General features: G+C 63.2%; 26 protein-coding genes. 14 read left to right on the forward strand and 12 right to left on the reverse strand.

Features of this window, described 5'->3' with window-relative positions; all coding sequences use genetic code 11:
* The first annotated feature begins 8 nt into the window (after positions 1-8).
* Positions 9-197: a hypothetical protein gene (locus EOC94_RS23540; protein WP_127293805.1), complete on the forward strand. Its 189-nt coding sequence runs from the start codon at positions 9-11 to the stop codon at positions 195-197.
* Positions 198-300: 103 nt separating this feature from the next.
* Here the strand turns inward: EOC94_RS23540 and EOC94_RS34170 are convergent, their stop codons facing one another.
* A complete protein-coding gene (locus EOC94_RS34170; RefSeq protein ID WP_164547073.1) occupies positions 301-486 on the reverse strand; it encodes a hypothetical protein in 186 nt (61 codons plus the stop codon).
* Positions 487-790: 304 nt separating this feature from the next.
* On the opposite strand from EOC94_RS34170, the gene EOC94_RS23550 reads away from it, so the two are divergent.
* The 3 genes from EOC94_RS23550 to EOC94_RS23560 all read left to right on the forward strand — a co-directional run bounded on the left by EOC94_RS23550 (position 791) and on the right by EOC94_RS23560 (position 3,489).
* A complete protein-coding gene (locus tag EOC94_RS23550; protein WP_127293807.1) occupies positions 791-1,150 on the forward strand; it encodes a septal ring lytic transglycosylase RlpA family protein in 360 nt (119 codons plus the stop codon).
* A gap of 272 nt (positions 1,151-1,422) precedes the next feature.
* The gene (locus EOC94_RS23555; protein ID WP_127293809.1) at positions 1,423-2,700 is read left to right on the forward strand and encodes a polyhydroxyalkanoate depolymerase; all 1,278 of its coding nucleotides are present in this window, start codon (positions 1,423-1,425) and stop codon (positions 2,698-2,700) included.
* Between the two features lie 171 nt (positions 2,701-2,871).
* A complete protein-coding gene (locus EOC94_RS23560; RefSeq protein WP_127293811.1) occupies positions 2,872-3,489 on the forward strand; it encodes a transglutaminase-like cysteine peptidase in 618 nt (205 codons plus the stop codon).
* Between the two features lie 7 nt (positions 3,490-3,496).
* On the opposite strand, the gene EOC94_RS23565 is transcribed toward EOC94_RS23560, so the two are convergent.
* The 4 genes from EOC94_RS23565 to EOC94_RS23580 are packed head-to-tail and all read right to left on the reverse strand — an operon-like array spanning position 3,497 to position 6,286.
* Positions 3,497-3,865 (reverse strand): helix-turn-helix transcriptional regulator, encoded by a 369-nt coding sequence (locus EOC94_RS23565; protein WP_095485104.1) that lies wholly within the window; start codon positions 3,863-3,865, stop codon positions 3,497-3,499.
* Positions 3,866-3,875: 10 nt separating this feature from the next.
* The gene (locus tag EOC94_RS23570) at positions 3,876-4,409 is read right to left on the reverse strand and encodes a Smr/MutS family protein (protein WP_127293813.1); all 534 of its coding nucleotides are present in this window, start codon (positions 4,407-4,409) and stop codon (positions 3,876-3,878) included.
* Positions 4,406-5,557: a murein transglycosylase A gene (locus tag EOC94_RS23575; protein ID WP_127293815.1), complete on the reverse strand. Its 1,152-nt coding sequence runs from the start codon at positions 5,555-5,557 to the stop codon at positions 4,406-4,408. The genes EOC94_RS23570 and EOC94_RS23575 overlap by 4 nt, the downstream gene beginning before the upstream one ends.
* A 24-nt stretch (positions 5,558-5,581) precedes the next feature.
* Positions 5,582-6,286, reverse strand: coding sequence for a Tim44/TimA family putative adaptor protein (locus EOC94_RS23580; RefSeq protein ID WP_126104251.1), 705 nt, complete (start codon positions 6,284-6,286; stop codon positions 5,582-5,584).
* Between the two features lie 199 nt (positions 6,287-6,485).
* On the opposite strand from EOC94_RS23580, the gene EOC94_RS23585 reads away from it, so the two are divergent.
* Both EOC94_RS23585 and secB read left to right on the forward strand, forming a co-directional pair.
* On the forward strand, positions 6,486-6,986 hold the full coding sequence (locus EOC94_RS23585; RefSeq protein ID WP_095485105.1) for an FxsA family protein: 501 nt from the start codon (positions 6,486-6,488) through the stop codon (positions 6,984-6,986).
* Between the two features lie 139 nt (positions 6,987-7,125).
* Positions 7,126-7,626: a protein-export chaperone SecB gene (gene secB / locus EOC94_RS23590; RefSeq protein ID WP_126104252.1), complete on the forward strand. Its 501-nt coding sequence runs from the start codon at positions 7,126-7,128 to the stop codon at positions 7,624-7,626.
* Between the two features lie 305 nt (positions 7,627-7,931).
* Here the strand turns inward: secB and dnaQ are convergent, their stop codons facing one another.
* The 5 genes from dnaQ to EOC94_RS23620 all read right to left on the reverse strand — a co-directional run bounded on the left by dnaQ (position 7,932) and on the right by EOC94_RS23620 (position 11,812).
* Entirely contained in the window at positions 7,932-8,651 is a 720-nt protein-coding gene (gene dnaQ, locus EOC94_RS23595) for a DNA polymerase III subunit epsilon (RefSeq protein ID WP_127293817.1), read from the reverse strand.
* An 86-nt stretch (positions 8,652-8,737) separates the two neighbouring features.
* A complete protein-coding gene (gene coaE / locus EOC94_RS23600) occupies positions 8,738-9,340 on the reverse strand; it encodes a dephospho-CoA kinase (protein WP_127293819.1) in 603 nt (200 codons plus the stop codon).
* Positions 9,337-10,200 carry a shikimate dehydrogenase gene (locus EOC94_RS23605; RefSeq protein ID WP_127293821.1) on the reverse strand — a complete coding sequence of 288 codons (864 nt, stop codon included), beginning with the start codon at positions 10,198-10,200 and terminating at the stop codon, positions 9,337-9,339. Before EOC94_RS23605 ends, coaE begins: the two co-directional genes overlap by 4 nt.
* Complete coding sequence (locus tag EOC94_RS23610) at positions 10,193-10,792, reverse strand: Maf-like protein (RefSeq protein ID WP_127293823.1); 600 nt, start codon at positions 10,790-10,792, stop codon at positions 10,193-10,195. Before EOC94_RS23610 ends, EOC94_RS23605 begins: the two co-directional genes overlap by 8 nt.
* Before the next feature lie 198 nt (positions 10,793-10,990).
* Positions 10,991-11,812: a pyruvate, water dikinase regulatory protein gene (locus EOC94_RS23620; protein WP_126104257.1), complete on the reverse strand. Its 822-nt coding sequence runs from the start codon at positions 11,810-11,812 to the stop codon at positions 10,991-10,993.
* Between the two features lie 512 nt (positions 11,813-12,324).
* On the opposite strand from EOC94_RS23620, the gene hemE reads away from it, so the two are divergent.
* From hemE to rho, 3 genes are all read left to right on the forward strand, one after another.
* Complete coding sequence (hemE, locus tag EOC94_RS23625) at positions 12,325-13,353, forward strand: uroporphyrinogen decarboxylase (RefSeq protein ID WP_127293827.1); 1,029 nt, start codon at positions 12,325-12,327, stop codon at positions 13,351-13,353.
* Positions 13,354-13,394: 41 nt separating this feature from the next.
* Positions 13,395-13,892 (forward strand): protoporphyrinogen oxidase HemJ, encoded by a 498-nt coding sequence (hemJ, locus tag EOC94_RS23630; protein WP_245465636.1) that lies wholly within the window; start codon positions 13,395-13,397, stop codon positions 13,890-13,892.
* Between the two features lie 169 nt (positions 13,893-14,061).
* A complete protein-coding gene (gene rho, locus EOC94_RS23635) occupies positions 14,062-15,327 on the forward strand; it encodes a transcription termination factor Rho (protein ID WP_127293968.1) in 1,266 nt (421 codons plus the stop codon).
* A 188-nt stretch (positions 15,328-15,515) separates the two neighbouring features.
* Here rho and EOC94_RS23640 read toward each other — a convergent pair whose 3' ends face one another.
* A complete protein-coding gene (locus tag EOC94_RS23640; RefSeq protein ID WP_245465637.1) occupies positions 15,516-17,549 on the reverse strand; it encodes a thioredoxin domain-containing protein in 2,034 nt (677 codons plus the stop codon).
* A 63-nt stretch (positions 17,550-17,612) separates the two neighbouring features.
* Between EOC94_RS23640 and mnmE the strand changes: the two genes are divergently transcribed.
* The 5 genes from mnmE to EOC94_RS23670 all read left to right on the forward strand — a co-directional run bounded on the left by mnmE (position 17,613) and on the right by EOC94_RS23670 (position 23,672).
* Positions 17,613-18,935, forward strand: coding sequence for a tRNA uridine-5-carboxymethylaminomethyl(34) synthesis GTPase MnmE (mnmE, locus tag EOC94_RS23645; RefSeq protein WP_127293829.1), 1,323 nt, complete (start codon positions 17,613-17,615; stop codon positions 18,933-18,935).
* 440 nt (positions 18,936-19,375) lie between these two features.
* Complete coding sequence (gene mnmG, locus EOC94_RS23655) at positions 19,376-21,250, forward strand: tRNA uridine-5-carboxymethylaminomethyl(34) synthesis enzyme MnmG (RefSeq protein WP_127293831.1); 1,875 nt, start codon at positions 19,376-19,378, stop codon at positions 21,248-21,250.
* A complete protein-coding gene (gene rsmG, locus EOC94_RS23660) occupies positions 21,247-21,882 on the forward strand; it encodes a 16S rRNA (guanine(527)-N(7))-methyltransferase RsmG (protein ID WP_095484787.1) in 636 nt (211 codons plus the stop codon). Before mnmG ends, rsmG begins: the two co-directional genes overlap by 4 nt.
* Before the next feature lie 36 nt (positions 21,883-21,918).
* On the forward strand, positions 21,919-22,719 hold the full coding sequence (locus EOC94_RS23665) for a ParA family protein (protein WP_095484788.1): 801 nt from the start codon (positions 21,919-21,921) through the stop codon (positions 22,717-22,719).
* A gap of 68 nt (positions 22,720-22,787) precedes the next feature.
* Positions 22,788-23,672, forward strand: a complete 885-nt coding sequence (locus EOC94_RS23670; RefSeq protein ID WP_127205783.1) for a ParB/RepB/Spo0J family partition protein — start codon at positions 22,788-22,790, stop codon at positions 23,670-23,672.
* A 317-nt stretch (positions 23,673-23,989) separates the two neighbouring features.
* Here the strand turns inward: EOC94_RS23670 and holA are convergent, their stop codons facing one another.
* Complete coding sequence (gene holA / locus EOC94_RS23680; RefSeq protein WP_127293835.1) at positions 23,990-25,033, reverse strand: DNA polymerase III subunit delta; 1,044 nt, start codon at positions 25,031-25,033, stop codon at positions 23,990-23,992.
* Between the last annotated feature and the right edge of the window lie 38 nt (positions 25,034-25,071).

Genomic DNA, 25,071 nt, shown 5'->3' on the forward strand with positions numbered 1-25,071 from the left:
AGACAGTGATGGACCATTCCACCGCAACGCTGTTTGCCTTTCTTGGCAGCCGGCTTCGCCTGATCCAGGCCAGGGACAGTCAGGCGGCCGAGGACGAGCCCAGATCGCCAGTCCCCGTGCAATGGAACGCCGAGCGCAGCCGTCTGCCGCCGCGCGACGAAAGCTTCTACTGGGCCTGGCAGTATTGGTCACAGTGAATAGCGCGCGACCCGGCTCCCGCGCCATCTGGTCTGGTCCCTGCAACAAACCGCTGCGCACCCCGGTCCAAGCCCAAGGCTTGCTTGAGCGCCATGCATTGGGTCAACCGCGCGAACGATTCGCCCACACCAATCCCGCCAGCCCGACCAACATGGCGACGATGCCGATATAGAGCCATTGCGACTGGCCGGTCATGAAGCTGCCGCCGACGAGGCCGATGCCTTGGAGCGACCAGAGCGCACCAATGGCGAGCACCAACAACGCCAGCAGATTCTTGATCAATCTCATCGCCGGAATTTCCTTCTCAAGTCGATCGTCAATTCAGCCATGGCCGCGAATGACAAAGCGAAAGGAAGCGATCCAATGGCGCTCACCCTACCTTGCATCTTAACGTCTGATCTTGCTGAAGACATCTCGAAGATCAGCGCGAAGATCATCGAAGACTCGCAACCAGCCAGCAGAAAACTCTGACAGACTGTTTCGCGCCGACTCCAAACGTGTGCCGCTGCCACGGAACTGCCGGGCCTTTGCCGCATTTCCTGCCTTATTCGCCTCCAACGGCTTGGGTCTGTCAACGGAGACATTCCCAAACATGAACAAAAACAAACAGACTGCGCTTGTCGCGGCGACGATCGCGGCTGGCCTGATGGTCGGCGCATCCACCTCCCCTGCCGCCGCTCAATGCGGCCGCGCCTCCTGGTACGCGCTGCACTCGAAGACCGCTTCGGGCGAGCGGATGAACCCGTCGGCGCTGACCGCCGCGCACCGCACCTTGCCTTTTGGCACCAAGCTGAAGGTCACCAACCGCAACAACGGCCGCAGCGTCGTCGTGCGCATCAATGACCGCGGCCCGTTCATCAAGGGGCGCGTGATCGACCTGTCGAAGGGCGCCGCCAGCCGGCTCGGCTTCATCAGCTCGGGCCATACCTCCGTGTGCACGGCCCGCGTGTGACGCCACGCGTCTGAGATATGCTGTCCGGCCTCAAGGCCGGATGGCCACAAACCTGAAGCGATTGCCCATGCTCTCCCCGGCGGCTTTCGCAGTCGCACAATAAGCCGGCTCTCGCCGTTCAAAGCCGATTTTCAAGGCCTTGGACGAAAGGATGAGCATAAATCAGGCCACTTGACGTATTGCATCGCAGCAATTTGTTGCTAACGTCCGCGCGAGACATCTAAGGCTCGGCGCTGCCCGTCGTCCCTTTGGTCGCAGCAGCGGGGTTCTCGATGTTCTACCAGTTCTACGAATTGAACCACGCCGCCCTGCAGCCGGCCCGCCTCTATGCCGATGCGGTGCGGATGCTCTACACCAACCCGCTCAATCCATTAACGCACACGTCCTGGGGCCGCTCCGTCGCGGCAACGGCCGAATTGTTCGAGCGCACGACGCGCCGCTACAGCAAGCCGCAATTCGGCCTGACCAAGACCGTGGTCGACTGGAAAAGCGTCGACGTCACCGAAAAGACGGTGTGGTCGCGGCCGTTCTGCAATCTGCTCCGTTTCGAGCGGGCGGTTCCCGCCGACCGCCGGCCTGATCCGAAGCTGCTGATCGTGGCGCCGATGTCGGGCCATTATGCGACGCTGCTGCGCGGCACGGTCGAGGCGATGCTGCCCCATGCCGACGTGCACATCACCGACTGGGTGGACGCCCGCATGGTGCCGCTCAGCGACGGCAGCTTCGACCTTGACGACTATATCGACTACATCGTCGACATGCTGCATGCCCTAGGGCCCGACACCCATGTCATGGCGGTGTGCCAGCCTTCGGTGCCGGTGCTGGCGGCGGTGGCGCTGATGGAAACGCGCGGCGATCCGTTCGTTCCGTCGACGATGACGCTGATGGGCGGGCCGATCGACACCCGCCGCGATCCGACCGCGGTCAATCTTCTGGCCGAGGAAAAGGGCATCGACTGGTTCCGCGACAACGTCGTCATGCAGGCGCCGTGGCCGGTGCCGGGCTTCGGCCGTGACGTCTATCCCGGCTTCCTGCAGCTTTCGGGCTTCATGAGCATGAATCTCGACCGCCATATCATCGCCCACAAGGACTTCTTCATGCATCTGGTGAAGCATGATGGCGACAATGCCGAGAAGCACCGCGACTTCTACGACGAATATATGGCGGTGATGGATCTGACGGCGGAGTTCTACCTGCAGACGGTCGATACCGTGTTTGTCCGCCACGCTCTGCCCAAGGGCGAAATGACGCATCGCGGCGTGGCCGTCGATCCCTCAGCGATCCGCAATGTCGCCCTGTTCACCGTCGAGGGCGAGAACGACGACATTTCCGGCCTCGGCCAGACCCAGGCCGCACACGACCTCTGCGTCAACATCCCCGCGGACAGGCACGCTCATTACATGCAGCCGGCGGTCGGCCATTACGGCGTCTTCAACGGTTCGCGCTTCCGCTCCGAAATCGTGCCGCGCATCGTCGACTTCATCACCAGCTATGGCCGCCAGACCCGCGTTGCAGTGAAGCCGAAGCTGGTCCGCACCGCCAAAAAGTAAGAATGTAGCTTATGAGGCCCGGATGGTAGCAGCCGCTCAAATCGACCTGTTGCACAATAGCCGCGCTTTCGGCCGTGCCGGTAACCATGTCGCAAATCTGGCCGTTCGTATAATTGACGGGACTGTGAATCGCCCTTAACGTTTCGTTAACAACAAGGGACGAGGGGGACAATGATTTCCTCACCAATGGCGAGAAAGGTGCGCGTGTGCGCACTCGCAGGGCTGGTACTTGCGGCAGGCTGGTCGACGGCGGCTTCGGCGGCCGGACCAATGGCAACCGGCGGCCCGACATCGCAGCCGATCGGCCATTACGATTTCTGCAAGACCAATCCGGCCGAATGCTCGATCCGCCCGGGCAATCTCGCCCCCGCCACCATGACCGGCTCGCTCTGGCGCAAGATGCTCAGCGTCAACGCCAGGGTCAACGCCGCCGTCAAGCCGATAAGCGACTTCGACATCTACGGCAAGGACGAGGTCTGGGCCTATCCGGTCAAGGGTGTTGGCGACTGTGAGGACTATGTCCTGGAGAAGCGCCGCGAATTGAACCGCATGGGCGTGTCCTACGCCGATCTTCTGATGACCGTGGTGCGCAAGCCCGACGGCGAGGGCCATGCAGTGCTGACGGTGCGCACGAGCAAGGGCGACTACATCCTCGACAATCTGGACGGAAAGGTCCGCGCGTGGGACCGGACCGGCTACCGCTTCCTCAAGCGGCAGGCGATCGACAATACCGGCCGCTGGGTCTCGATCCGTGATGGCCAGCAGGTTCTGGTCGGCGCGGTCCAGTAGCAGGCGATCACTTCGGCTGCTTCAGCGCCGCACGGATCGATGCGGTGATGCGGCGAAGCTCGGCTTCGTCGAGTTTTTCGATGTTTTCGGCCAGCAGATTGGCAAGCTCGGTGGCGGCCGGGCTGAGCCCTGACGTATCGAGCTTCACCCGCGGGTGCGAGGTCTCGGCCAGCCGCGCGAGTTCTTCCGCATCGTCCCATATGACATTGAAATAGCCGATGATCTTCTGGATCAGCGTCCAGGTCGGCGCGCCGCGACGGCCATGCTCCAGCGCCGACAAATAGGCGGCGCTGACGCCGATCGCCTCGGCCATGGCCTTTTGACTGACGCCGCGCTCGCTTCGCAACGCGCGAAGCTTTTCGCCGAACGGGGTCACAAGTTCGTCCTCATAGGCGCGCCCGCCGCAGGCGGACATAGAGCGCGCCGGAGCCGCCATGGTTGCGGGCGGCATGGTCGTGGCTGGAGACGAGCGGCCTGAATGCGGGTGTCGACAGCCAGGCCGGCACGGCGCGCCGCAAGACGCCGTCGCCGCCCGACGAGGAGCCTTTGCCGGTGATGACCAGCACATAGCGGATGCCGCCGGCATGCGCCCGGTGCAGGAAGGAAAACAATAGCGAATAGGCCTCGTCCTGGGTCAGGCCATGCAGATCGACGCGGCCTTCGATCGGCAGCCGGCCCTTCGACAGTTTTTCCAGCGTCGGTTCGTCGAGCGCATGTGAAACGTGCTGCGTCTTTGCTTTCGCCGCCGCGGCCGGAGCCATGGCCTGGGCACGCGGCGGTGGCTTCGTGTCATCACCGTTGTCCGGGCCGATGTCGGGACTGTCGATGGTGGACTTGCCCTTCAGCGGCTTGGCCGTGCGCGCCACCAGGTTCCACAGCACCCGGTCGTCCTCGCTCAGCCTGTCGATGCGTCGGGTCATCGCCCCGCCTCCCGAACAAGCGGACGCGGTATCAGCGCGTAGAAATCGGCAGGATTGCGGACGACACCGGCGATCTCGCCGGCCGCATCGCCCGTTCCGGCGAACACGTCGCCACGGGCCGGCCCGGTGATGGCCGAGCCGGTGTCCTGCGCGATCATCAGCCGCCGGAACGGCTTTTTATCGAAGGCGGTCAGCGACGGCGCGTCGATGTAGAACGGCGTGCCGAACGTATGGAGCAGCCGGTCGACGGCGACGGAGCGGCCCGGCGTCAGCGGCACCTTTGCGGCAGCGATCGGCCCGAGTTCCGGGTCGTCGACCCCCGCCTCGCTGAGGGAAATCTCGCGGAAAAAAATATAGGAGCGGTTGCGCCACAGGATCTCGTCGATGCGATCCGGATGCGCCTTGAACCAGGCACGGATCGACTGCATGGTCACCGCTTGCAGCGGGATTTCGCCTAGCTCACTCAGGATCTTGCCCGGTCCGGTAAAGCGCTGGCCGGATTTGGCGGCATAGGTGACGCGGCAAAGCCGGCCGTCGGTCATGGTGAGCCGCGCAGAACCCTGCACATGGATGAAGAAGGCGTCGACCTTGTTGGCGAGCCAGGCGATTTCCAACCCCTTGCCGGCCAGGCTTTTGCCGGCCAAACCTTCGCCGGCAAGCACGCCGCGCTCGATCTCGCCGCGGTCGAAGTACTCGACCGGTCCGTTCGGCGTCTCGCGGCCGAAGGCGAGATAAAGGTCCATGCCGGGCGGCCGGTTGGCGTCGTCGATGTCGACGAGGTCGGCCGGGCGCGACAGCAGCGGCACCGTAAAGCGCTCGGTTCGCACCGGTGAGGCGTCGACCACGGGTTCATAGAAGCCGGTGACGAGGCCGGCGCCGCTGCCTTCGGCCCTTATGTGCGCCGGGATGAAATGACGCTCGAAGAAGGCGCGGGCTTGCGCCCGGTCGGTTGGCGGAACGGTGCGGGCCGCAGCGTAGGCGTCGGTGAAGGCGTTGAAGTCGACGCCGAGCCCGCCGGAGCGATAGGGTTTTGTCAGGACATGAAAAGCCGAACGCCGGAAAGCCGCGAACGCAGACAGATAGTCGTCCTCGTCCCAACCGGGCAGATCGTCAAAGGATTTTTCGCGGAACGCCTGAGAAAGCGACACGACAGACCCCGCCGTGGTCCGGGCTCAGTCTTCTTCTTCGGTGGCGACCAGCTTCCAGTTCGGGTCGCGCGAGCGCGTGTCGCGGGCGAATGTCCAGACGTCCTTGACCTCGGCGACGGTCTCGGGATCGCCGTCGATGACGGCGCCGGCCTTGTCGCGCGTCGCCGAAATCAGCTCGCTGACGATGCGCAGCGTGATATGCGCCTCGCCGCCCTTCATCTCGGCGGAGACGATGTCGGCCTTGTCGATGCCGACGAAAGACGACTGGATCTTTTCCGATTTCGCCTCACGGTCGCCGATGGCCGCGACAAAGCCGTCATAGACCTCGCGCGACAACAAGTTCTTCAGCGTCTTGCGGTCGCCATCGGCGTAGGCCATGACGATCATCTCATAGGCCATCTTGGCGCCGTCGACGAAGGTCTTGGGGTCGAATGCCGGATCATTGTCCTTGATCGTGCGCAGGCCCCTGTTGAGATCGGTGTCAGGCTTGGCGAAGGCGTCGATCGCCGCATAGGCGTCGATGGCCGGCTCTCCCGGCGCCCGCTTGCGCGGCAGCGAGACCACATTCTCGGGTTTCTGGGCGGCGTCCTCGCGCGTCCGGCTCGCCGTATAGGGATCGAAGGGCGGGCGTTCGCTGCCGGTGCGGCGGCCGAGCACGTTGCGCAGCTGGAAAAAGATCACAACCGCCGCAACCAGAAAGAAAATCGTGCCGAAGTCGAAGAATCCCATATCTTCCGCCAATCAATCCCTACTCCGGCCGGACCGCCCGGCCTAGCAATGGCTGCGGTCGCATAGCGTTCAACATTCAAAGCATATAGAACGCAAGGTGCCATCATTCAAATTAAAGGCAGGCATACCTATCTACAAGCTCCAGTGCCAGCGGCGATTGCTCGCCGGCCGGCAAAACATGGAAACGATCGGTCAAGATTTGCGTATTTCGCTGCTTCCCCTGTTCATTCTCGCGCTTCCGCTGCTGGAGATCGCCGGTTTCGTCGTTGTCGGCCGCCAGGTCGGCGCATTGGCGACGGTCGGCCTGGTGCTGGCCTCGAGCATCGCCGGCGCGCTGTTGTTGCGATACCAGGGTTTCGGCGTCATGAGCCGGGTCCGTGCCGAGATGGACGCCGGACGTGATCCAAGCCGCCAGCTCGCGCACGGCGCGATGATCGTGCTGGCGGCGATCCTGCTCATTATTCCCGGCTTCATAACAGACATTTTCGGCATTCTGCTGTTCCTGCCGCCGGTCCGCGACCTTGCCTGGCGCCTGTTGAAAGGCCGTATCGTGCTGGCGACCAATTTCGGCACCGGCGGTTTCCGCGCCCGGCAACGCGATAAGACCATCGATCTCGACGACGGCGACTATTCGCGCGGCGACGATCACGGGCGTGGACCGGATCACACTTCTCCCTGGCGCCGCCTCAAGGACGACTAGGTCACCTCAGGGGCGACTGGTCGGCAAACGCCTCCGGAACGAATGCCCGGCAAACCTTGTCTTGTCATGCCGACCATGGTAGCGAACGCCCGATTTCAATCCGGTCAGCAACGCTGCCCAGGCAAAAGGACAACAGCTTATGGCCAGCAAAGACGACGCGCCGACCGGCGCGGCCAATGGCAACGGTGACGTGACGCAGCCTTCGCTCAACGTGCTCGCCCAATATGTGAAGGACCTTTCCTTCGAAAGCCCCGGCGCGCCGAACTCGCTGCGCGGCCGCGACAAGGCCCCCGGCATCGCCATCAACGTCAATGTCAACGCCAACCCGCTTTCGGACAAGCAGTTCGACGTCAATTTGACGCTGAACGCCAAGGCGTCCTTCGATAAGGAAGTGCTGTTCAACGTCGAGCTGGTCTATGGCGGCGTGTTCGCCATCAGCGGCTTCCCGCAGGAGCACATGCTGCCGCTGCTGTTCATCGAATGCCCGCGGCTGTTGTTCCCGTTCGCCAGGCAGATCATTGCCGAGGCGACGCGCAATGGCGGCTTCCCGCCCTTGATGCTCGACCCGATCGATTTCGCGCAGATGTTCCAGCAAAAGCTGGCCGAGGACCAGGCCGCCGGCAAGGTCAAGGCGAGCTGAGAAGGCGATTGTAGAGCAGACATTGAGAGCCCGGCCTCGCGCCGGGCTTTTTTGTAGGGAAGTCGGCAGGACAGAGGGGGGCGCGAAGGAACACTACAGGTCGGCTGATCCTGAGCCGCTGCACTCTTCGGCTGATGTAACGGCATGGATCCCAGGGTCTTCGCGACGTCGCTTCGCTCCTGCTCCGCCCTGGGATGACGAAGGGAGGGGTGTTTCGGCTAATCTCAAAGGTTGCGATCTGCCACTGAGATTGGCCACTGAAATGAACAATCGACGCTCACTGCCAATCGCCCCCGTCAAAATCACTATGCCGCAGAACTCGCTTCCGGGGCAACGCGCAGCCAGAGCGCCTTTTCGCCTAATGTGCCGACCATGCTCGCGTGCGCGGTGCGTTCTGCGTCGGTCAGGCGAGATGGCAGCGCTATCGGCCGCGCGCCAATGCTGATGTCGATGTCGTCGACATTTCTCCTACCGCCGGCCGGCGCCGTGGCGCTGTCGAGGATCAGCGCCGCCTGCTTGCCGCCGATGAGCTCTATATAGACCTCGGCCAGCAACTCCGAATCGAGCAGCGCGCCGTGCTTGGTGCGACGGGCATTGTCGATGCCGTAGCGCCGGCACAGCGCGTCCAGCGAGTTGGGTCCCATCGGATGCTTGCGGCGCGCCAGCGCCAGCGTGTCGACGACAAGCCCGGGGTCGACGACCGGATGGCCGAGCCGGCCAAATTCGACATTGAGGAAAGCGATGTCGAAAGTGGCATTGTGGGCGACCAGCTTGGCGCCGTCGATGAAGGCAAGAAACTCGTCGGCGATGTCGCTGAAGGTCGGCTTGCCCATGAGATCGGCGGCGCTGATGCCATGAACGGCCTGCGCCTCCGCATGAATCGGTCGTCCCTGCGGATTGATGTAGTGGTGGAAGGTGCGGCCGGTCGGGAACCGATTGACCAGCTCGATACAGCCAAGCTCGATGACGCGGTCATCGCGGAAATCGAGGCCGGTGGTCTCCGTATCGAAGATGATCTCGCGCATCTAAACAGTCCGTTGGCTCCGGCGTGATTCCAGCCGAATCATGATGGGAACAAATTGGCAACATATTACGCTGGATGCAAGCGTCGTTAAGCAGGCTTGCCGGCCTTATCCCCGACCAGTTCGGCGACGATCGCATCGACCGCCGCGCGCGCCGCATCAAAACCCTGTCCGGTGTCGATGACGAAATCGGCTTCGCTGCGTTTTTCGGCGTCGGGAACCTGCCTGGCCAGGATCGACGCCAGTTTCTCTTCGCTCATGCCCGGCCGCGCCAGCACCCGGGCGCGCTGGATTTCGGCCGAGGCGGTGACGACCACGACCTTGTCGACGCGGTCTCGGCCGCCGGTTTCGAACAGCAGCGGGATATCGAGAACGACAAGCGGTGCGCCGGCGGCGCGGTTCCTGGCCAGGAAGGCGTCGGCGTCGGCGCGGACCAGCGGATGGATGATCGCTTCCAGCCGTTTCAGCGCAGCCGCATCGCCAAGCACCCGCTCGGCCAGCTTTGTGCGATCGACCGACCCGGATCTGGTGGTTCCGGGAAAAGCCGCCTCCACCAGCGGCGCCGCCTTGCCGGCGTAGAGGCGATGCACCGCTTCGTCCGAATCGTGGACTGGCACGCCGGCCTCGGCAAACATCTTCGCCGTGGTCGACTTGCCCATGCCGATCGATCCGGTGAGGCCGAGCACGATCATGCCTTTCGCTCCTTGGCAATTCCTTGGGCACCGAGATCGGCGACGATCATCTGCCGCAATTCGGCAGTGACCTCCGGCCTGATCCCGAACCAGCGCTCGAAGCCAGGCACCGCCTGGTGCAAAAGCATGCCGAGCCCGTCGACGGTCTTCAGGCCCCGCGCTCTGGCCGCGGCCAGCAATGGCGTTGCCAGCGGCACATAGACAATGTCGGTGACGATGGCATGGTCCGGCAGCCTGGCCGGATCGGCGGACAGGCCTTCATTGCCATGCATGCCGAGCGCTGACGTGTTGACCAGCAGGCCGGCATCGGCAAGCAGCTCGCCGGTCGCAGCCGTGCCATGGGCCGAGACCCTGGCGCCGAAACGGTGGCGCAGTTCCTCGGCTCGGGCGAGCGTCCGGTTGACGACGCGGATGTCGCTGATGCCGCGCTCAATCAGCGCGTGGATGACCGCGCGGGAGGCGCCGCCGGCGCCGAGCACCACAGCCGGGCCATTATTTGCCCAGCCGGGCGCATGCTCGTCCAGATTGGCGGCAAAGCCATGGGCGTCGGTGTTGCCGCCCCACAGATCTCCGGCCTCGAACCACAGTGTGTTGACCGCGCCGATTTGCTCGGCCGCATCGTCGCGGCGCGCCGCCAGCGCGAAGGCGGCCTCCTTGTGCGGGATGGTCACGTTGCCGCCACGGTAGCCATTCGTCTTGAGCGTTTTGACGAATTCGGCAAAATCGTCCGGCGCGACGTCGATCGCCCGGTAACTGCCGTCGACACCGTATTTCGCCAGCCAATAGGAGTGGATCTTGGGCGATCGGGAATGCGCGACCGGGTGGCCGGTGACGAAGGCCTTTTTCGCGGCCTCAGCCATCGATGGCTCCGAGGTCACGCAGCTTGGCCAGGACGGGCAGAAGCGGCAGGCCGACGATGGTGAAATAGTCGCCTTCTATTCTTTCGAACAGCTGGATGCCCTCGCCTTCGATCTGGTAGGCGCCGACGCTGGACAGCGCCTTGGCGCCGACCCGCGCTAGATGGCGGCCGATGAAGGCCGGATCGAGCTTTCGCATGGTCAGGCTGGCGATGCCGACATGCCGCCACAGAACCGCGCCATCGCGGGCCAGCACCACGGCGCTGTTGAGCTGATGGGTCCTGCCCGACAGCGCCAAAAGATGGCGGCGCGCAGCTTCCATGTCGGCCGGCTTGTGGAACACTTCGTCGCCGAGCGACAGCGTCTGGTCGCAGCCAAGCACCAGGGCGCCGGGCCTTCTCTCGCTGACTTCGGTGGCCTTGGCCTCGGCGAGCACCACGGCGACGTCCTCGGGCGAGACGCCGCTGTCTTTTAGCGGAGCCTCAAGCGCGCGCTCATCGACTTCCGCCGGAACTGCCTCGACCGCCACGCCGGCATGGACGAGCATCGCCTTGCGGAACGGGCTGCCTGAGGCAAGAATGATTTTTTCGGCCATGGTTTTTCGTCCGGTCTTTTCCTTCTCCCCTTGTGGGAGAAGGTGGATTGGCGCGCAGCGCCAAGACGGTTGAGGGGTGCTGGACGGAGTGCTGTCGGTGCCAAGCTGGAACACCCCTCATCCGACCGAGCTTCGCTCGGCCACCTTCTCCCACAAGGGGAGAAGGAAAGGACCGCCCACAGCACAAGCACCCGAACCCTAGCGTGTCTTACCCCGCAGGGCAACGATGGCCGCCGCCGTCTCCTCGATCGAGCGGCGGCTGACGTCGATCATCGGCCAGCCATGCCGGGTGCAGATCTGGCGGGCGTAGGCGAGTTCCTCGGAGATCGCGGCGCGGTCGACATAATCGGTCGGCTCATAGGCGCTGGTGTTGCCGAGGATGCGGTTCTGGCGGACCTGCGAGATTCGCTCGGCGGTGGCAATCAACCCGACGATCAGCGGCTTCGTGGCGCTGACCAGGCTTTCCGGAACCGGCACGCCGAGCACGATCGGGATGTTGGCGGTCTTGATACCGCGATTGGCGAGGTAGATGCTGGTCGGGGTCTTCGACGTGCGCGAAATGCCGACGAGCACGATGTCGGCGTCGTCCATATTGGCCGGCAGCTGGCCGTCATCATGCTCCATGGTGAAGTTGAGCGCGTCGATGCGGCGAAAATATTCGGCGTCCAGCACATGCTGGGCGCCGACGCGGCGGCCGGCCGGCGTGCCGAGATAGGACTGGAACACGGTCAGCACCGGTTCCAGCACGGAGACGCAAGGCAGGCCCATGGCGGCGCAGCGTTCGTCGATGCCGCGGGCGAGTTTCTGGTCGACAACCGTATAGAGGATGATGCCCGGCTCCTCCTCGATGTCCTCGAACACTTTCGTCACCTGCTTTTCGGTGCGGATGAGCGGGTAGATATGCTCGATGGCGCGCGCATCCTTGTATTGCGCGGAAGCCGCCCGCCCGGCCGCCAGCAGCGTTTCACCGGTGGCATCGGAAATCAGGTGAAGGTGAAAGAAGCTCTGGGGTTTGTTCACAGGCGTTCGTTCCAAGCTGTGGGCCGATGTGGATAAGGTCGGTCGGAAAGATCGGTCGGTTTGGGGCGACTGTATCAGATGCCAGTTTGTCCACAATTCGATGCGCTGTCGGCTTCGTCGGGCGGCTGGGGACAAGTCCGGGGACGGGCTTTTTTGACTCAGCCCCATCCACAGGCCCATTTTCTTTGCGCGGGCGGCAACTCATTGTTCCCATTCGGAAATTTCCAACTGTCCCCAATCCCCTCCTATCCGGCAGAAGAAGCACGCGACAATATGCTGGCTGGCCTTTTCCGGGGCAAAACGGGACAGGAGACAACCACCGATACCAACAGACTCTTAGAATCATAAGATTCCTAGAAATAGAATATTTAATTATAGAGAAGCCTGGAGAGGCAGAGGATTTGACTCTTTGAGTGGGCCTAAGAGAGATCATGAACGGTCGCTGCCGATCGGCCTTCAGCCGCCAATCTCCAACATCTGCGATCGGCCGCAGGCCACCATGCGAGCGCTGAATGCCTGAAAACCGGATCATGCTGGACGTGTTGAAGGGCGAAACGGTGTTCCCGCCGCCGCTCTGGATGATGCGCCAGGCCGGGCGCTATCTGCCGGAATATCGGGAGACACGCAGGCGGGCCGGGTCGTTCCTCGATCTCTGCTATAATCCCGACTTCGCGGTGGAGGTGACGTTGCAGCCGATCGAGCGCTTCGGCTTCGACGCATCGATCCTGTTTTCCGATATCCTTGTCGTGCCGCATGCGCTGGGCCGCGACGTGCGCTTCGAGGAGGGACGCGGGCCGCTGTTGACGCCGATCTCGGCCATGGAGATTGCGGCTCTGGACGGCGAAACGTTTCACGTGAATCTCGAACCGGTCTATGAGACGGTCAGACGGCTGCGGGCAAAACTGCCCGATGAAACGACGCTGATCGGCTTCTGCGGCGCGCCCTGGACGGTGGCGACCTATATGATTGCCGGCCATGGCACCCCAGACCAGGCGCCGGCGCGGCTGTTCGCCTATCGTGAGCCGGCAGCTTTCTTGCAGCTGCTGAATGTGCTTGCCGATCATTCGGCCGCCTATCTGATCCGGCAGATTGAGGCCGGCGCCGATGTGGTGCAGATCTTTGACTCGTGGTCCGGCGTTCTCGATGAAGTTTCTTTCGAGGCGTTTTGCGTCAGGCCGGTGGCGGAGATCGTCAGGCAGGTGCGAGCCGTCCATCCCAACGTTCCGATCATCGGCTTTCCCAAGGGTGCTGGCGATCACTACAGGAACTATCGGCAGAAGACCGGCGTGACGGGGCTGGGGCTCGACTGGACCGTGCCGTTATCGACAGCAAAGGAATTGCAACACGGTGGTGCTGTACAGGGCAATCTCGATCCGCTGCGGCTGGTGGCCGGCGGCAAGGCTCTAGCCGACGGCGTCGACGCTATCTTGAACGCACTCGGCGATGGGCCGCTGATCTTCAATCTCGGCCACGGTATCACGCCGGAGACGCCGATCGCGCATGTCGAGACCATGGTGAAACTGGTGCGGAGCGCGTCGTGACTATGATGGGGAAAGGCCCTGCGGAAGGTGGTGTTGGCGCAATGCGCCGCGCAGCGATCGCGATTGCGGTTTTCCTCGTGTTGGCCGGGCTTCTGTTCCTGTTCGGACCGGATGATTTCTATCCCTGGGCAAAGGCGATCCACGTCATCGCCGTCATCTCGTGGATGGCGGGCATGCTCTATCTGCCGCGGCTGCTGGTCTATCATGCCGATGCGGAGAAAGGCTCGGTCCAGTCCGAAACCTTCAAGGTGATGGAGCGCCGCCTGCTGCGCGGCATCATCAATCCGGCGATGATCATCACCTGGGCGTTCGGCCTCTGGCTGGCCTGGAAGGGCTTCGGTTTTCAGGGCGGCTGGCTGCATGCCAAGATCGCCGCGGTGCTCGGGCTCTCCGCCGTTCATGGCTATCTCGCCGGCGCGGTGCGCAAATTCGCCGAGGACCGCAACGAAAAGCCCGGGAGGCACTGGCGGATCGTCAACGAGATCCCCACATTGCTGATGATCGTCATCGTCGTGCTGGTCATAGTGAAGCCTTTCTGAGGCTTCGATGACCTGCAAAAGGCGGCTTGCTCTTTCAGTCTACCGACGATAAAAGACGGGTCTTCCTTCCCGTCATGCGCCGCCCCATTCATCGCTTCGGCCGCGCCCGGCATTTGTCGCATCCCGCCGATATTTTCCCAATGCTTACTCACTCAGAGTCCGTCTAATGATGCAAGAAATGAAACTCGCAGAGTTCAAGAACAAGAAACCGCCAGAGCTGATCGCCTATGCCGAATCGCTCGAGGTCGAGAACGCCAGCGTCATGCGCAAGCAGGAGCTGATGTTCGCGATCCTGAAGAGGCTGGCAACGCAGGATATCGAGATCATCGGTGACGGCGTCGTCGAGGTGCTGCAGGACGGTTTTGGCTTCCTGCGCTCGGCCAATGCCAATTATCTGCCGGGTCCGGACGACATCTATATCTCGCCGTCGCAGATCCGCCGGTTCTCGCTGAAGACCGGCGACACGGTCGAAGGCCCGATCCGCAGCCCGAAGGAAGGCGAGCGCTATTTCGCGCTGCTCAAGGTCAACACGATCAATTTCGACGACCCGGAAAAGATCCGCCATAAGATCCATTTCGACAATCTGACGCCGCTTTATCCGACCTCGCGGCTGAAGATGGAAATGGAGGTTCCGACCTCGAAGGACATCTCGGCCCGCGTCATCGACCTAGTGGCGCCGCTTGGCAAAGGCCAGCGCGCCCTGATCGTGGCGCAGCCGCGCACCGGCAAGACGGTGCTGTTGCAGAACATCGCCCACTCGATCACCACCAATCATCCGGAATGCTATCTGATCGTGCTCTTGATCGACGAGCGGCCGGAGGAAGTTACCGACATGCAGCGCTCGGTGAAGGGCGAAGTCGTGTCCTCGACCTTCGACGAGCCGGCGGTGCGCCACGTCCAGGTCGCCGAAATGGTGATCGAGAAGGCCAAGCGCCTGGTCGAGCACGGGCGTGACGTCGTCATCCTGCTGGATTCGATCACCCGCCTCGGCCGCGCCTACAACACCGTGGTGCCGTCATCCGGCAAGGTGCTGACCGGCGGTGTCGACGCCAATGCGCTGCAGCGGCCGAAGCGCTTCTTCGGCGCCGCCCGCAACATTGAGGAAGGTGGCTCGCTGACCATCATCGCCACCGCGCTGATCGATACCGGCAGCCGCATGGACGAGGTCATCTTCGAAGAGTTCAAGGGCACCGGCAACTCGGAAATCGTGCTCGACCGCAAGGTGGCGGACAAGCGCATCTACCCGGCCATGGACATCCTCAAGTCCGGCACCCGCAAGGAAGATCTTCTGGTCGCCCGCCAGGACCTGCAGAAGATCTTCGTGCTGCGCCGCATCCTGGCGCCGATGGGCACGACCGACGCCATCGAGTTCCTCATCGACAAGCTCAAGCAGACCAAGACCAATGCGGATTTCTTCGATTCGATGAATACGTAAGAGGGCTGAGGCGCTGCCCTGTCTTCCCTTCTCCCCTTGTGGGAGAAGGTGGATTGGCGCGCAGCGCCAAGACGGTTGAGGGGTGCTGGACGGAGTGCGGTGGGTGCCAAGCTGGAGCACCCCTCATCCGACCGAGCTTCGCTCGGCCACCTTCTCCCACAAGGGGAGAAGGAGAGCCGCTCAGCTTCCTATCCGCGTCGCAACCGCCGCTCGAGTTCCTCAGAATCCGTTATCACCGGCAGGCAGACCTGCCCGGTGCACAGCCAGGCGCCGGGCTTGTCGGTTGGCGGCAGCACACCTCCCGGCAAAGCCGGCAGGCTCCCTGCCGAACCGACTGGCACGATAGTGTCGATCCGGCGCGGGTCGGGATTTCGATTCGCAACCGGAACAAGCCGGGGATTCTCCGGGTCGTCAACCAGCACCAGTTTCAATGGCTCGATCGCCAGGGCACAGGCGTTGACGATGCCCGCCTGGCCATAGGCCTGATGCGCCGCACGGCCGGCCGCGTGTTCGGCGACCTTCCAGGTCTTTTCCTGCAATTCGAGATCGCCTGAAAGCGAGGACAATCGGACCATGGCCTCGATGATCTGGCCGGTGGCTGACGGGATGGCCTCGTCGACATCGCCCCTGATGCGGATCGGCACATCGCTGCTGTCCGAAGCGGTGAGATAGTAGCCGGTGTCGGCATCGTCGCGATGCCATTGGTCGAGCTGCGCGATGAATTGGCCGGCCAGCTCGGCATAGCTCGATGTGCCGGTAGCCTCGAACAATGAGATCGCGGCGTTGGCCATGGCGGCGTAGTCGCTCGACAGGGCCGGGAACAGCTTCTTTGCGCCAAGCATCGAATGCGGCAAGCGGCCGTCTCGGCTGGTGCTGGCAATGGCGGCAAAGGCCTGTTCCGCCGTCTCGATCCAGTCGATTCGTTTCAAGGCGCGCCCGGCTTCGGCGAGAGCCGCGATCACCAGGCCATTCCAATCGGTCAGGATTTTTCCGTCGCGCCCGGGTCTGACGCGCTGCTCCCGAGCCGCCAGCAATTTTTCCTTCAATGGAATGAGCTGATCGCGATCAACCACGCTTAGCGTTTGCTGTGCTCCGGTCTGGTGGATGATTGGCTTGCCCCCCCAGCCATGTGGCCCGGAAAGCGTGAAGTATTTGAAAAACAACGATGATTCGCCGCCGAGAGCGGTTTCTATCTCATCCCTGCCCCAGGTGTAGAACAACCCCTCTTCGCCCTCGCTGTCGGCGTCGAGGCTGGCAGCAAACGCACCGCCCTCGACGCGCATCTCGCGCAGAAGCCAGTCGACGGTCTCTTCGATTCGTATCCGGAACAAATCATTGTCCGATGCCGCATAGGCCCAATTGCAAAGCCTGATGAGCTGCGCATTGTCGTAGAGCATCTTTTCGAAATGCGGCACCAACCATTCAGCATCGGTCGAATAGCGGCTCAGCCCGCCGCCGATATGGTCGTAGATCCCGCCTGCCAGCATCTTTTCGAGGCTGAGCAGCACGGCGTCGCGATGCGATGTGCTACCGTCGCGCAGCCACGACAGCCAAAGCGTCTGCATGAAAGGCGCGTTGGGGAATTTTGGCGCGCCGCGCAGGCCGCCGAGATCCCTGTCGATCATGCCGTCGATGCCTTGGGCAAGGTTCGCGAGCGTGTCGCGGTCGAGCACGGCCTTGGCATGCGTGCCCGCCAGCCGCGCCTCAACATGCGTGGTCAGTCCGTCGGCGCTTTGGTTAACGCTTTCTTTCTTCTCTCGCCACGCCTTGTCGACCGCCTCCAGCACCTGGACGAAGCCCGGCCGGCCGTAACGCGCCTCGCGTGGAAAATAGGTGCCGCCCCAAAATGGCTTTCCGTCCGGCGTCAGGAACATGGTCAGCGGCCATCCGCCCTGCTCGCCCATCGAGGACAGCGCGGCCATATAGATCTGGTCGATGTCCGGCCGCTCCTCGCGATCCACCTTGATATTGACGAAGAGACGGTTCATGACGGCGGCGACGTCGTCATTCTCGAAGCTTTCGTGCGCCATGACATGGCACCAGTGGCAGGCGGCGTAGCCGACCGAGAGCAGGATTGGCCGCTGCAGCGCCTTTGCTTCGGCGAGCGACGCCGGCGACCACGCCCGCCAATGCACCGGGTTGCCGCTATGCTGCTGCAGATAGGGGCTGGCCTCTTCGGCAAGTAGATTTTGCGCGGGCAGATTTTGCGCGGGTAATGTCACGGTCGGGCACTCGGCGGTTGTCGATGAATAAGCGAAGCTAGGGCGGTTGTGCTGGGTCGGCAAATGATTTCAAGTGATTCCATTGTTGCCCTGTCCAGCGGCCGCCTGCCCGCCGGTGTTGCCGTGATCCGCATTTCCGGCCCGCAAAGTCGATTCGTCATCGAAACGATCGCCGGTCCGATGGTTAAAGACCGTGTTGCGGCCTATCGCAAGTTCAGGGCGCCGGACGGATCGGTGCTCGACAGCGGCCTGGTCGTTTTCTTCGCAGGACCGAACAGCTTTACTGGTGAGGATATCGCGGAATTCCATGTCCATGGCGGCCGCGCCGTGGTGGCGAAGATGCTGGAGACGATCGCCGGCTTCGATGGCGTCAGGCATGCCGAGCCGGGCGAGTTCACCCGCCGCGCCTTTCTTAACGGCAAGGTCGACCTGGTCGAGACCGAGGCGCTGGCCGACCTCGTCAACGCCGAGACGGAGGCGCAGCGGCGCTTTGCCGTGCAGAATGCCGAGGGCGTGCAGAGCGAGCTCTATCTGGGCTGGCGGCGTCGGCTCATCCATGCGCGGGCGATGATCGAAGCCGAGATCGATTTTGCCGACGAAGACGATGTGCCCGGTTCCGTTGCAGAGACGGTCTGGTCGGATGTGCGCGCGATGATCGACGAGATCGAGCGTCATGTCGAAGGTTTCCGAGCCGCAGAGATCATCCGCGACGGGTTCGAGGTCGTCATCCTCGGCGCGCCGAATGCCGGCAAGTCCAGTCTGTTCAATGCGCTGGCCCGGCGCGAGGCGGCGATCGTCACGGAAGAGCCCGGCACGACCCGCGATCTGCTCGAGGTGGTGCTGGACCTGGAGGGGATGCGCGTCAGAGTGACCGATACCGCCGGCCTGCGCGAGACGCCCGGCAGGATCGAGGCGATTGGCATCGAAAGGGCAAGGAGCAAGGCCGGAACCGCCGATCTGTTGCTCGTGTTGGAGGATATGGTGGACCCGGTCCCGATCGGCGCAATACCGGCCGATATCCCGACATTGAGGATCGGGACAAAGGTCGATTTGCTGCGAGATGAATCGCTTGCAACGCGCTACGACGCGGTCATCTCGACCAGGGACGGAACAGGGCTGGCGGAGCTGCTGGCGGAGATCGGCCAACGCGCCGCGGCGCAAATCGGCCAGGCCGGCGATGTCCTGCCGTCGCGGCTGCGGCACGTCGAGCTTCTCAATGAGGCGAAACGCTTTCTGCTTGCGGCGGTGGCAGGGGATGAGCGCGGGCAAGAGCTGCGGGCCGAAGAATTGCGGCTGGCAGCTGATAGGCTTGGCCGGATCGTTGGGGCGGTCGATGTCGAGGATTTGCTGGACGTAATCTTCTCGCAGTTCTGCATCGGCAAATGACTCACGTGAAACACTGGGCGGAAAGACTCACGATGATTCACGTGAAACGCTGAGCGACCACGTCGAAGGCATTGTTTCACGTGAAACGGTTCGCCGGGCAATCGCTTTAGGTTGAGTTCGCTCCTCACTGATTCCGGGGCGAGCCGTGGCGCGCCGGCGCTAGAGCTTTGTGCGGTTCTCCCTTCTCCCCTTGTGGGAGAAGGTGTCGCCGAAGGCGATGGATGAGGGGTGCTCCAGCTTGGCTGCGACGGCACTCCGTCCAGCACCCCTCAACCGTCTTGGCGCTGCGCGCCAATCCACCTTCTCCCACAAGGGGAGAAGGGAAGACGGCGCCGGCTTCGCCACTTCTTCGAAGAGATTTGCCCGCCAAGCTCCACCTATTCTTGACACCACGTTCTGACGGGCACATGTGTCGGTCGACTTGAATGCGGGATTCTGAAATGACCGATCACTATGATGTGGTTGTGGTGGGCGGCGGCCATGCTGGTTGCGAGGCGGCCAGCGCTGCCGCGCGCGCCGGTGCCAAAACCGCTCTGGTGACGCTGCGCTTCGAGACGATCGGCGTCATGTCCTGCAATCCGGCGATCGGCGGGCTCGGCAAGGGCCATTTGGTTCGCGAGATCGACGCCCTGGACGGGCTGATGGGGCGCGTCGCCGACGCGGCCGGCATCCAGTTCCGCCTGCTCAACCGCCGCAAGGGGCCTGCGGTGCGCGGGCCGCGCACCCAGACCGACAGAAAGCTCTATCGGCTCGCCATGCAGGCGGCGATTCGCGAGCAGGCCCGTCTCGACGTGGTCGAGGGCGAGGTCCTGGATTTCGAAATCGACAATGAGCGCATAGCCGCGGTGCTGCTGGCGGATGGCCGCCGGCTTGCCTGCGGCGCCGTGGTGCTGACGACCGGCACTTTCCTGCGCGGGCTGATCCATATCGGCGAGAAGAAGATCGTTGCCGGCCGCATGAACGAGCAGGCCAGCCTTGGCCTGTCGGCGACGATGAGCAGAGCGGGTTTCAAGCTCGGGCGGCTGAAGACCGGCACGCCGCCGCGGTTGGACGGGCGCACGATCGATTGGGCGTCGCTGGAGAGCCAGGCGGCGGACGAGGATCCGGTGCCGTTCTCGCTGATGACCGACCGCATCGACAATCCGCAGATCCATTGCGGCATCACGCGCACGACGGCGGCGACGCACGAGCTGATCCGCGCCAATCTGAGCCGTTCCGCCATGTATTCCGGCTCGATCGAAGGGGTCGGGCCGCGTTACTGCCCGTCCATCGAAGACAAGATCGTCAAGTTCGGCGACCGCGAAGGCCACCAGATTTTTCTGGAGCCGGAAGGGCTGGACGATGACACCGTTTACCCCAACGGTATTTCGACCTCGCTGCCCGAGGACGTTCAGATCGACATTCTGAAGACCATTCCTGGCCTTGAGCGTGCCATCATGCTGCAGCCCGGCTATGCCATCGAGTATGATCATGTCGATCCGCGCGAGCTTAAACCGACGCTGGAAACCAAGCGGATTGGCGCTCTTTTCCTGGCCGGGCAGATCAACGGCACCACCGGGTATGAGGAGGCCGCCGCGCAAGGGCTGCTTGCCGGCCTCAACGCTGCGCGGCAGGCTTCGGCAAGCGACCAGATCGTGCTCAGCCGCACGGAGGCCTATATCGGGGTGATGGTCGACGATTTGACCAGCCGCGGCATTGCCGAACCCTATCGCATGTTCACTTCGCGGGCCGAGTTCCGGCTGTCGCTACGGGCCGACAATGCCGATGAGCGGCTGACGCCGCTGGCGACGAAGCTCGGGATCGCTTCACCGGAGCGGATGCAGCGCTTCAACGATGTCATGCAGGAGCTTGAAAAGGCGAGGGACCTTGCGCTTGGAACGACCATGACCCCCAACGAAGCGGCGCGCCATGGGCTGGAGATCAACAGGGACGGAGTGCGTCGCTCCGCCTATGAGTTGCTGGCTTATCCCGGTGTCGATATCGCCTGGTTGGCCCGAATCGCTCCCGAATTTGGCGCCATCGACGCCAAAACGGCAGAGCGCCTCGAAACGGAGGCGAAATATTCGGTTTATCTCGATCGCCAACAGGCTGATGTCTCGCAGATCAGGCATGAGGAAAGCCGGCTGATCCCGGCTTCGCTCGACTTTGCTTCTGTGCCGGGCCTGTCCAACGAGCTGAAGCAGAAGATGCTGGCACGGCAGCCGCGTTCCATCGCCGACGCACAGCGGATGGAAGGCATGACCCCGGCGGCGCTGGCGATCATTGTTGCCCACGTCCGCAATTCCGAGGCTGCCGCGCGAAGGAATGTTGCGTGAATGCTGCCTCATGGGTGAGCCTGCAAGAGGCTGCAGGTCCGGTTTCACGTGAAACATTCGATCGCCTGGTCGAGTTCGAGACGGTCTTCCAGAAATGGAACCGCCGGATAAACCTGGCGGCGCAATCTACGCAGGCCGATGTCTGGCGCCGCCACATCCTCGACAGCGCGCAGCTTGCGCGAATCAAACCGGACGCAAAGCGCTGGGTCGATCTCGGCTCGGGCGGCGGTTTTCCCGGCCTGGTGCTTGCCTTCCTGCTTGCCGAGCGTGACGGCGCCAGCATCGATCTGGTTGAGAGCAACCGGAAGAAAGCGTCGTTCCTGCAAGCGGTCGTCGGGCAGTTCAATCTGCCGGCGAGAGTCATCGCGCGGCGCATCGATGATGCCTATCCGCTTGTTTCGACACCTCAAATCGTCACGGCCAGGGCGCTGGCGTCGCTTCCGACGTTGCTTGACCTATCGGCGCCGTGGCTGACGGCGGGCGCGCGCGGCCTGTTCCACAAAGGCCGGGATTACCGCGCCGAAGTGGCAGAAAGCGCTCAACGATGGTCGTTCGATCTGGTAGAACATGCCAGCGCGACCGACGCTCATGGCGTCATCCTCGAACTGTCTGATTTGCGCCAACTGACTTAGATCGGCGACCTCGGAATGAATTTCTGGCATAGACCCATGATGAAGAATGGCCCCCGAATCATCACCGTAGCCAACCAGAAGGGCGGCGTCGGCAAGACGACGACGGCCATCAATCTGGCCACGGCGCTGGCGGCGATCGGCGAAAAGGTGCTGATCGTCGACCTCGATCCGCAAGGCAATGCCTCGACAGGCCTTGGCATCGACCGCAAGGACCGTACCGTCTCGTCCTATGACGTGCTGACCGGCGAGCTGGATCTGGAAGCAGCGGCGATCCCGACGGCGGTGCCCGGGCTGTCGATCGTGCCGTCGACACTCGACCTGCTCGGCATCGAGATGGAGATCGCTTCCGCGCCCGACCGGGTGCTCAAGCTGCGCAATGCTCTCCGTGCCGCGAGCGAGCGTGGCGCCCCCTTCGGCTATGTGCTGATCGATTGCCCGCCGTCGCTCAATCTGCTGACGCTGAACTCGATGGCGGCGGCCGATTCGGTCCTGGTGCCGCTGCAATGCGAATTCTTCGCGCTTGAAGGCTTGAGCCAGTTGCTGGAGACGGTCGAGCAGGTGCGCCGCTCGATCAATCCCGATCTGATCATCCAGGGCATCGTGCTGACCATGTATGACGGCCGCAACAACCTCGCCAACCAGGTGGTGCAGGATGTGCGGGCGCATATGGGCGACAAGGTCTACGAAACCGTCATCCCGCGCAATGTGCGTGTCTCCGAGGCACCGTCTTATGGCAAGCCGGCGATCCTCTACGACCTCAAATGCTCCGGCAGCCAGGCCTATCTGCAGCTTGCCTCCGAGGTGATCCGCCGCGAGCGCAAACTGCGCGCCGCTTGATGCAGTCGCCCAAAACTGGGAACTGGTATGCAGAAGCTAATTCGATACCGAAACGATCTGGACAGACGATGAGCGAAGACCTTTCAAGAAAAAGACTGGGGCGGGGACTGGCCGCGCTGATCGGCGAAATCGATCGTCCGGCAGCAGTGGAAAAGCAAGGCATGAATGCCGACGGCAAGGTGCCGATCGAGTTCCTGAGCCCGAACCCTAAAAATCCGCGCCGGCATTTTGGCGACGCCGACCTGACCGATCTTGCCCAGTCGATCCGCGAGCACGGCGTGGTGCAGCCGGTGGTGGCGCGGCCGTCGCCGACGCAAGCTGGCCGCTACGAGATCATCGCCGGCGAGCGGCGCTGGCGGGCGGCGCAGCGCGCCGGGCTGAGCGAGATCCCGATCATCGTGCGCGATGTCAACGATCGCACCGCGCTCGAACTGGCGATCATCGAAAACGTCCAGCGCACCGACCTCAATCCGGTCGAGGAGGCGATGGGCTACCAGCAGTTGATCGACGATCACGGCTACACCCAGGCTGATCTCGGCCAGGTGATCGGCAAGAGCCGCAGCCATGTCGCCAACACGCTGAGGCTGCTGAAGCTGCCGGACGTGATCCGCGACATGCTGGTCGACGGCGCCTTATCGGCCGGCCACGCCCGCACATTGGTGACGGCGGAGGATCCGGCGGGCCTGGCCAAGAGGATCGTCGAGGAGGGGCTTTCGGTGCGCCAGGCCGAAGCGCTGGCGCAGATGCCGGCCGGCGCTCCAACCGTAAAACGACAGCCTGCGGAACCGGCGCAAAAAGATGCCGATACGCTGGCGCTGGAAAAGCTGATGACCGACACGATAGGCATGATCGTCACGATCGAGCACAAGGAACGCGGCGGCGTGCTGCGCGTCGCCTATCGGACATTGGACCAGCTCGATGAGCTCTGCCGGCGCTTGAAGCAGGAGCGGTAGGTGCTGAGGCACTCCTGTTTTTAGCCGGCAAATAATCTTCGGCTTAGGAGCAACCCGGCGGACATCTTCGCCCTGGTAATACAACGAGGGCTGGCGAATGCCGCCCTTCCTTTTTCAGTGCTCTGGTAATTGGCGAAATCGCCGAGGCTGCTGATCTCCCCCCTCGAGGGGGAGATGGCCGGCAGGCCAGAAGGGGTCGGCTCACATAAAGCGCGTACGTCGTCTGTCGTCGCGAAAGGCGTCGGCATTCCACGCGCTGGGACCCCCTCTGTCGCCTTCGGCGACATCTCCCCCACAAGGGGGGAGATCACGCTCTTCTACCTCTGAGCCAGCCGGGCACTTTCCACCGCAATGCCGAGCAGCGCCTGCCGTGCCAGCGCGACCGAGAGGTCCGGCCGCCGCCGCGTCTGCAGGACCGCCGTCTGCAGCCTGGTCAAAGCGCGGCCAAGCGCCTCGCTGTTCCAGCGTTCGAGGGCCTTCTCCACCAGCTTGCGCCGCGTGAAAAAAACTGGCGGGCGCGCCGCGGCAACGACCGAAGCGGCGTTGCGGCCGCCGGTGTCCATCTGGCCGCGCATCGCCTGGATCGCCTGCAGCTGCCGCATCGCCGACGACAGCACCAGAAAAGCCTGGCCGCCGGACTGGCAGTGGCGGGTAAAGGCCATGTCGAAGTCGCCGACCTTGCCTTCTAGCAAAGCATCGACGGCGTCATCGAAAGAGAGACCGGAAACGTCGCCCGACGTCGCCCTGACGTCGTCGAGGCCGATCTCGGTCTGGCCATGGGCGTAAAGCACCAGCTTCTCGATCTCGCCGCGCGAGGCCAGCCGGTCACCGCCGAGGTTCCGGCGCAGCGCCTGGCGCGCCTCCAGCGTCATCGACATGCCGGCCTTGCGCAATTCGTCGTCGATGACCGTGTCGATGTCGCGGGCTTCGTCGGCGTAGCACGGCAAGGCCATGGCGATGTCGGCCGCCTCGACGATGGCGCGCAGGCCGACGCCTTTCTTCAAGTCGCCGGCTTCAATGAGTATGATCGCATCCTGCGCGGGCTCTGATGTCAGCGCCTTGACGTCGTCGGCAAGCGCCTTCTGGCCGCTGGCGTTGCGCACCCAGAGCAGGCGCCGGTCTGAAAACATCGGCACAGTGCGGGCTTCGTCGAGCAGGCGGCCCTCGTCGCGATCGACTTCCGAACCGTCCAGCCTGACCACCGAGAACGGATCGTCGAGCGGCAGGCCGGTTTTGCCGGCAAAGGCCTTCGCCCGCTCGGCGACGAGCCCGCGATCGGGACCATAGAGCAGGACGATCGAGATGCGCGGATCGGGCCGCGCCAACCACGAATCGACCTCGTAACCTTTCTTCTGTGCCATGGGGGATGGTTAGCATGATGCGGGCGCGGGGTGAACGG

Origin of the sequence: Mesorhizobium sp. M6A.T.Ce.TU.016.01.1.1 (assembly GCF_003997065.1) — a bacterium.
Classification (GTDB): domain Bacteria; phylum Pseudomonadota; class Alphaproteobacteria; order Rhizobiales; family Rhizobiaceae; genus Mesorhizobium; species Mesorhizobium mediterraneum.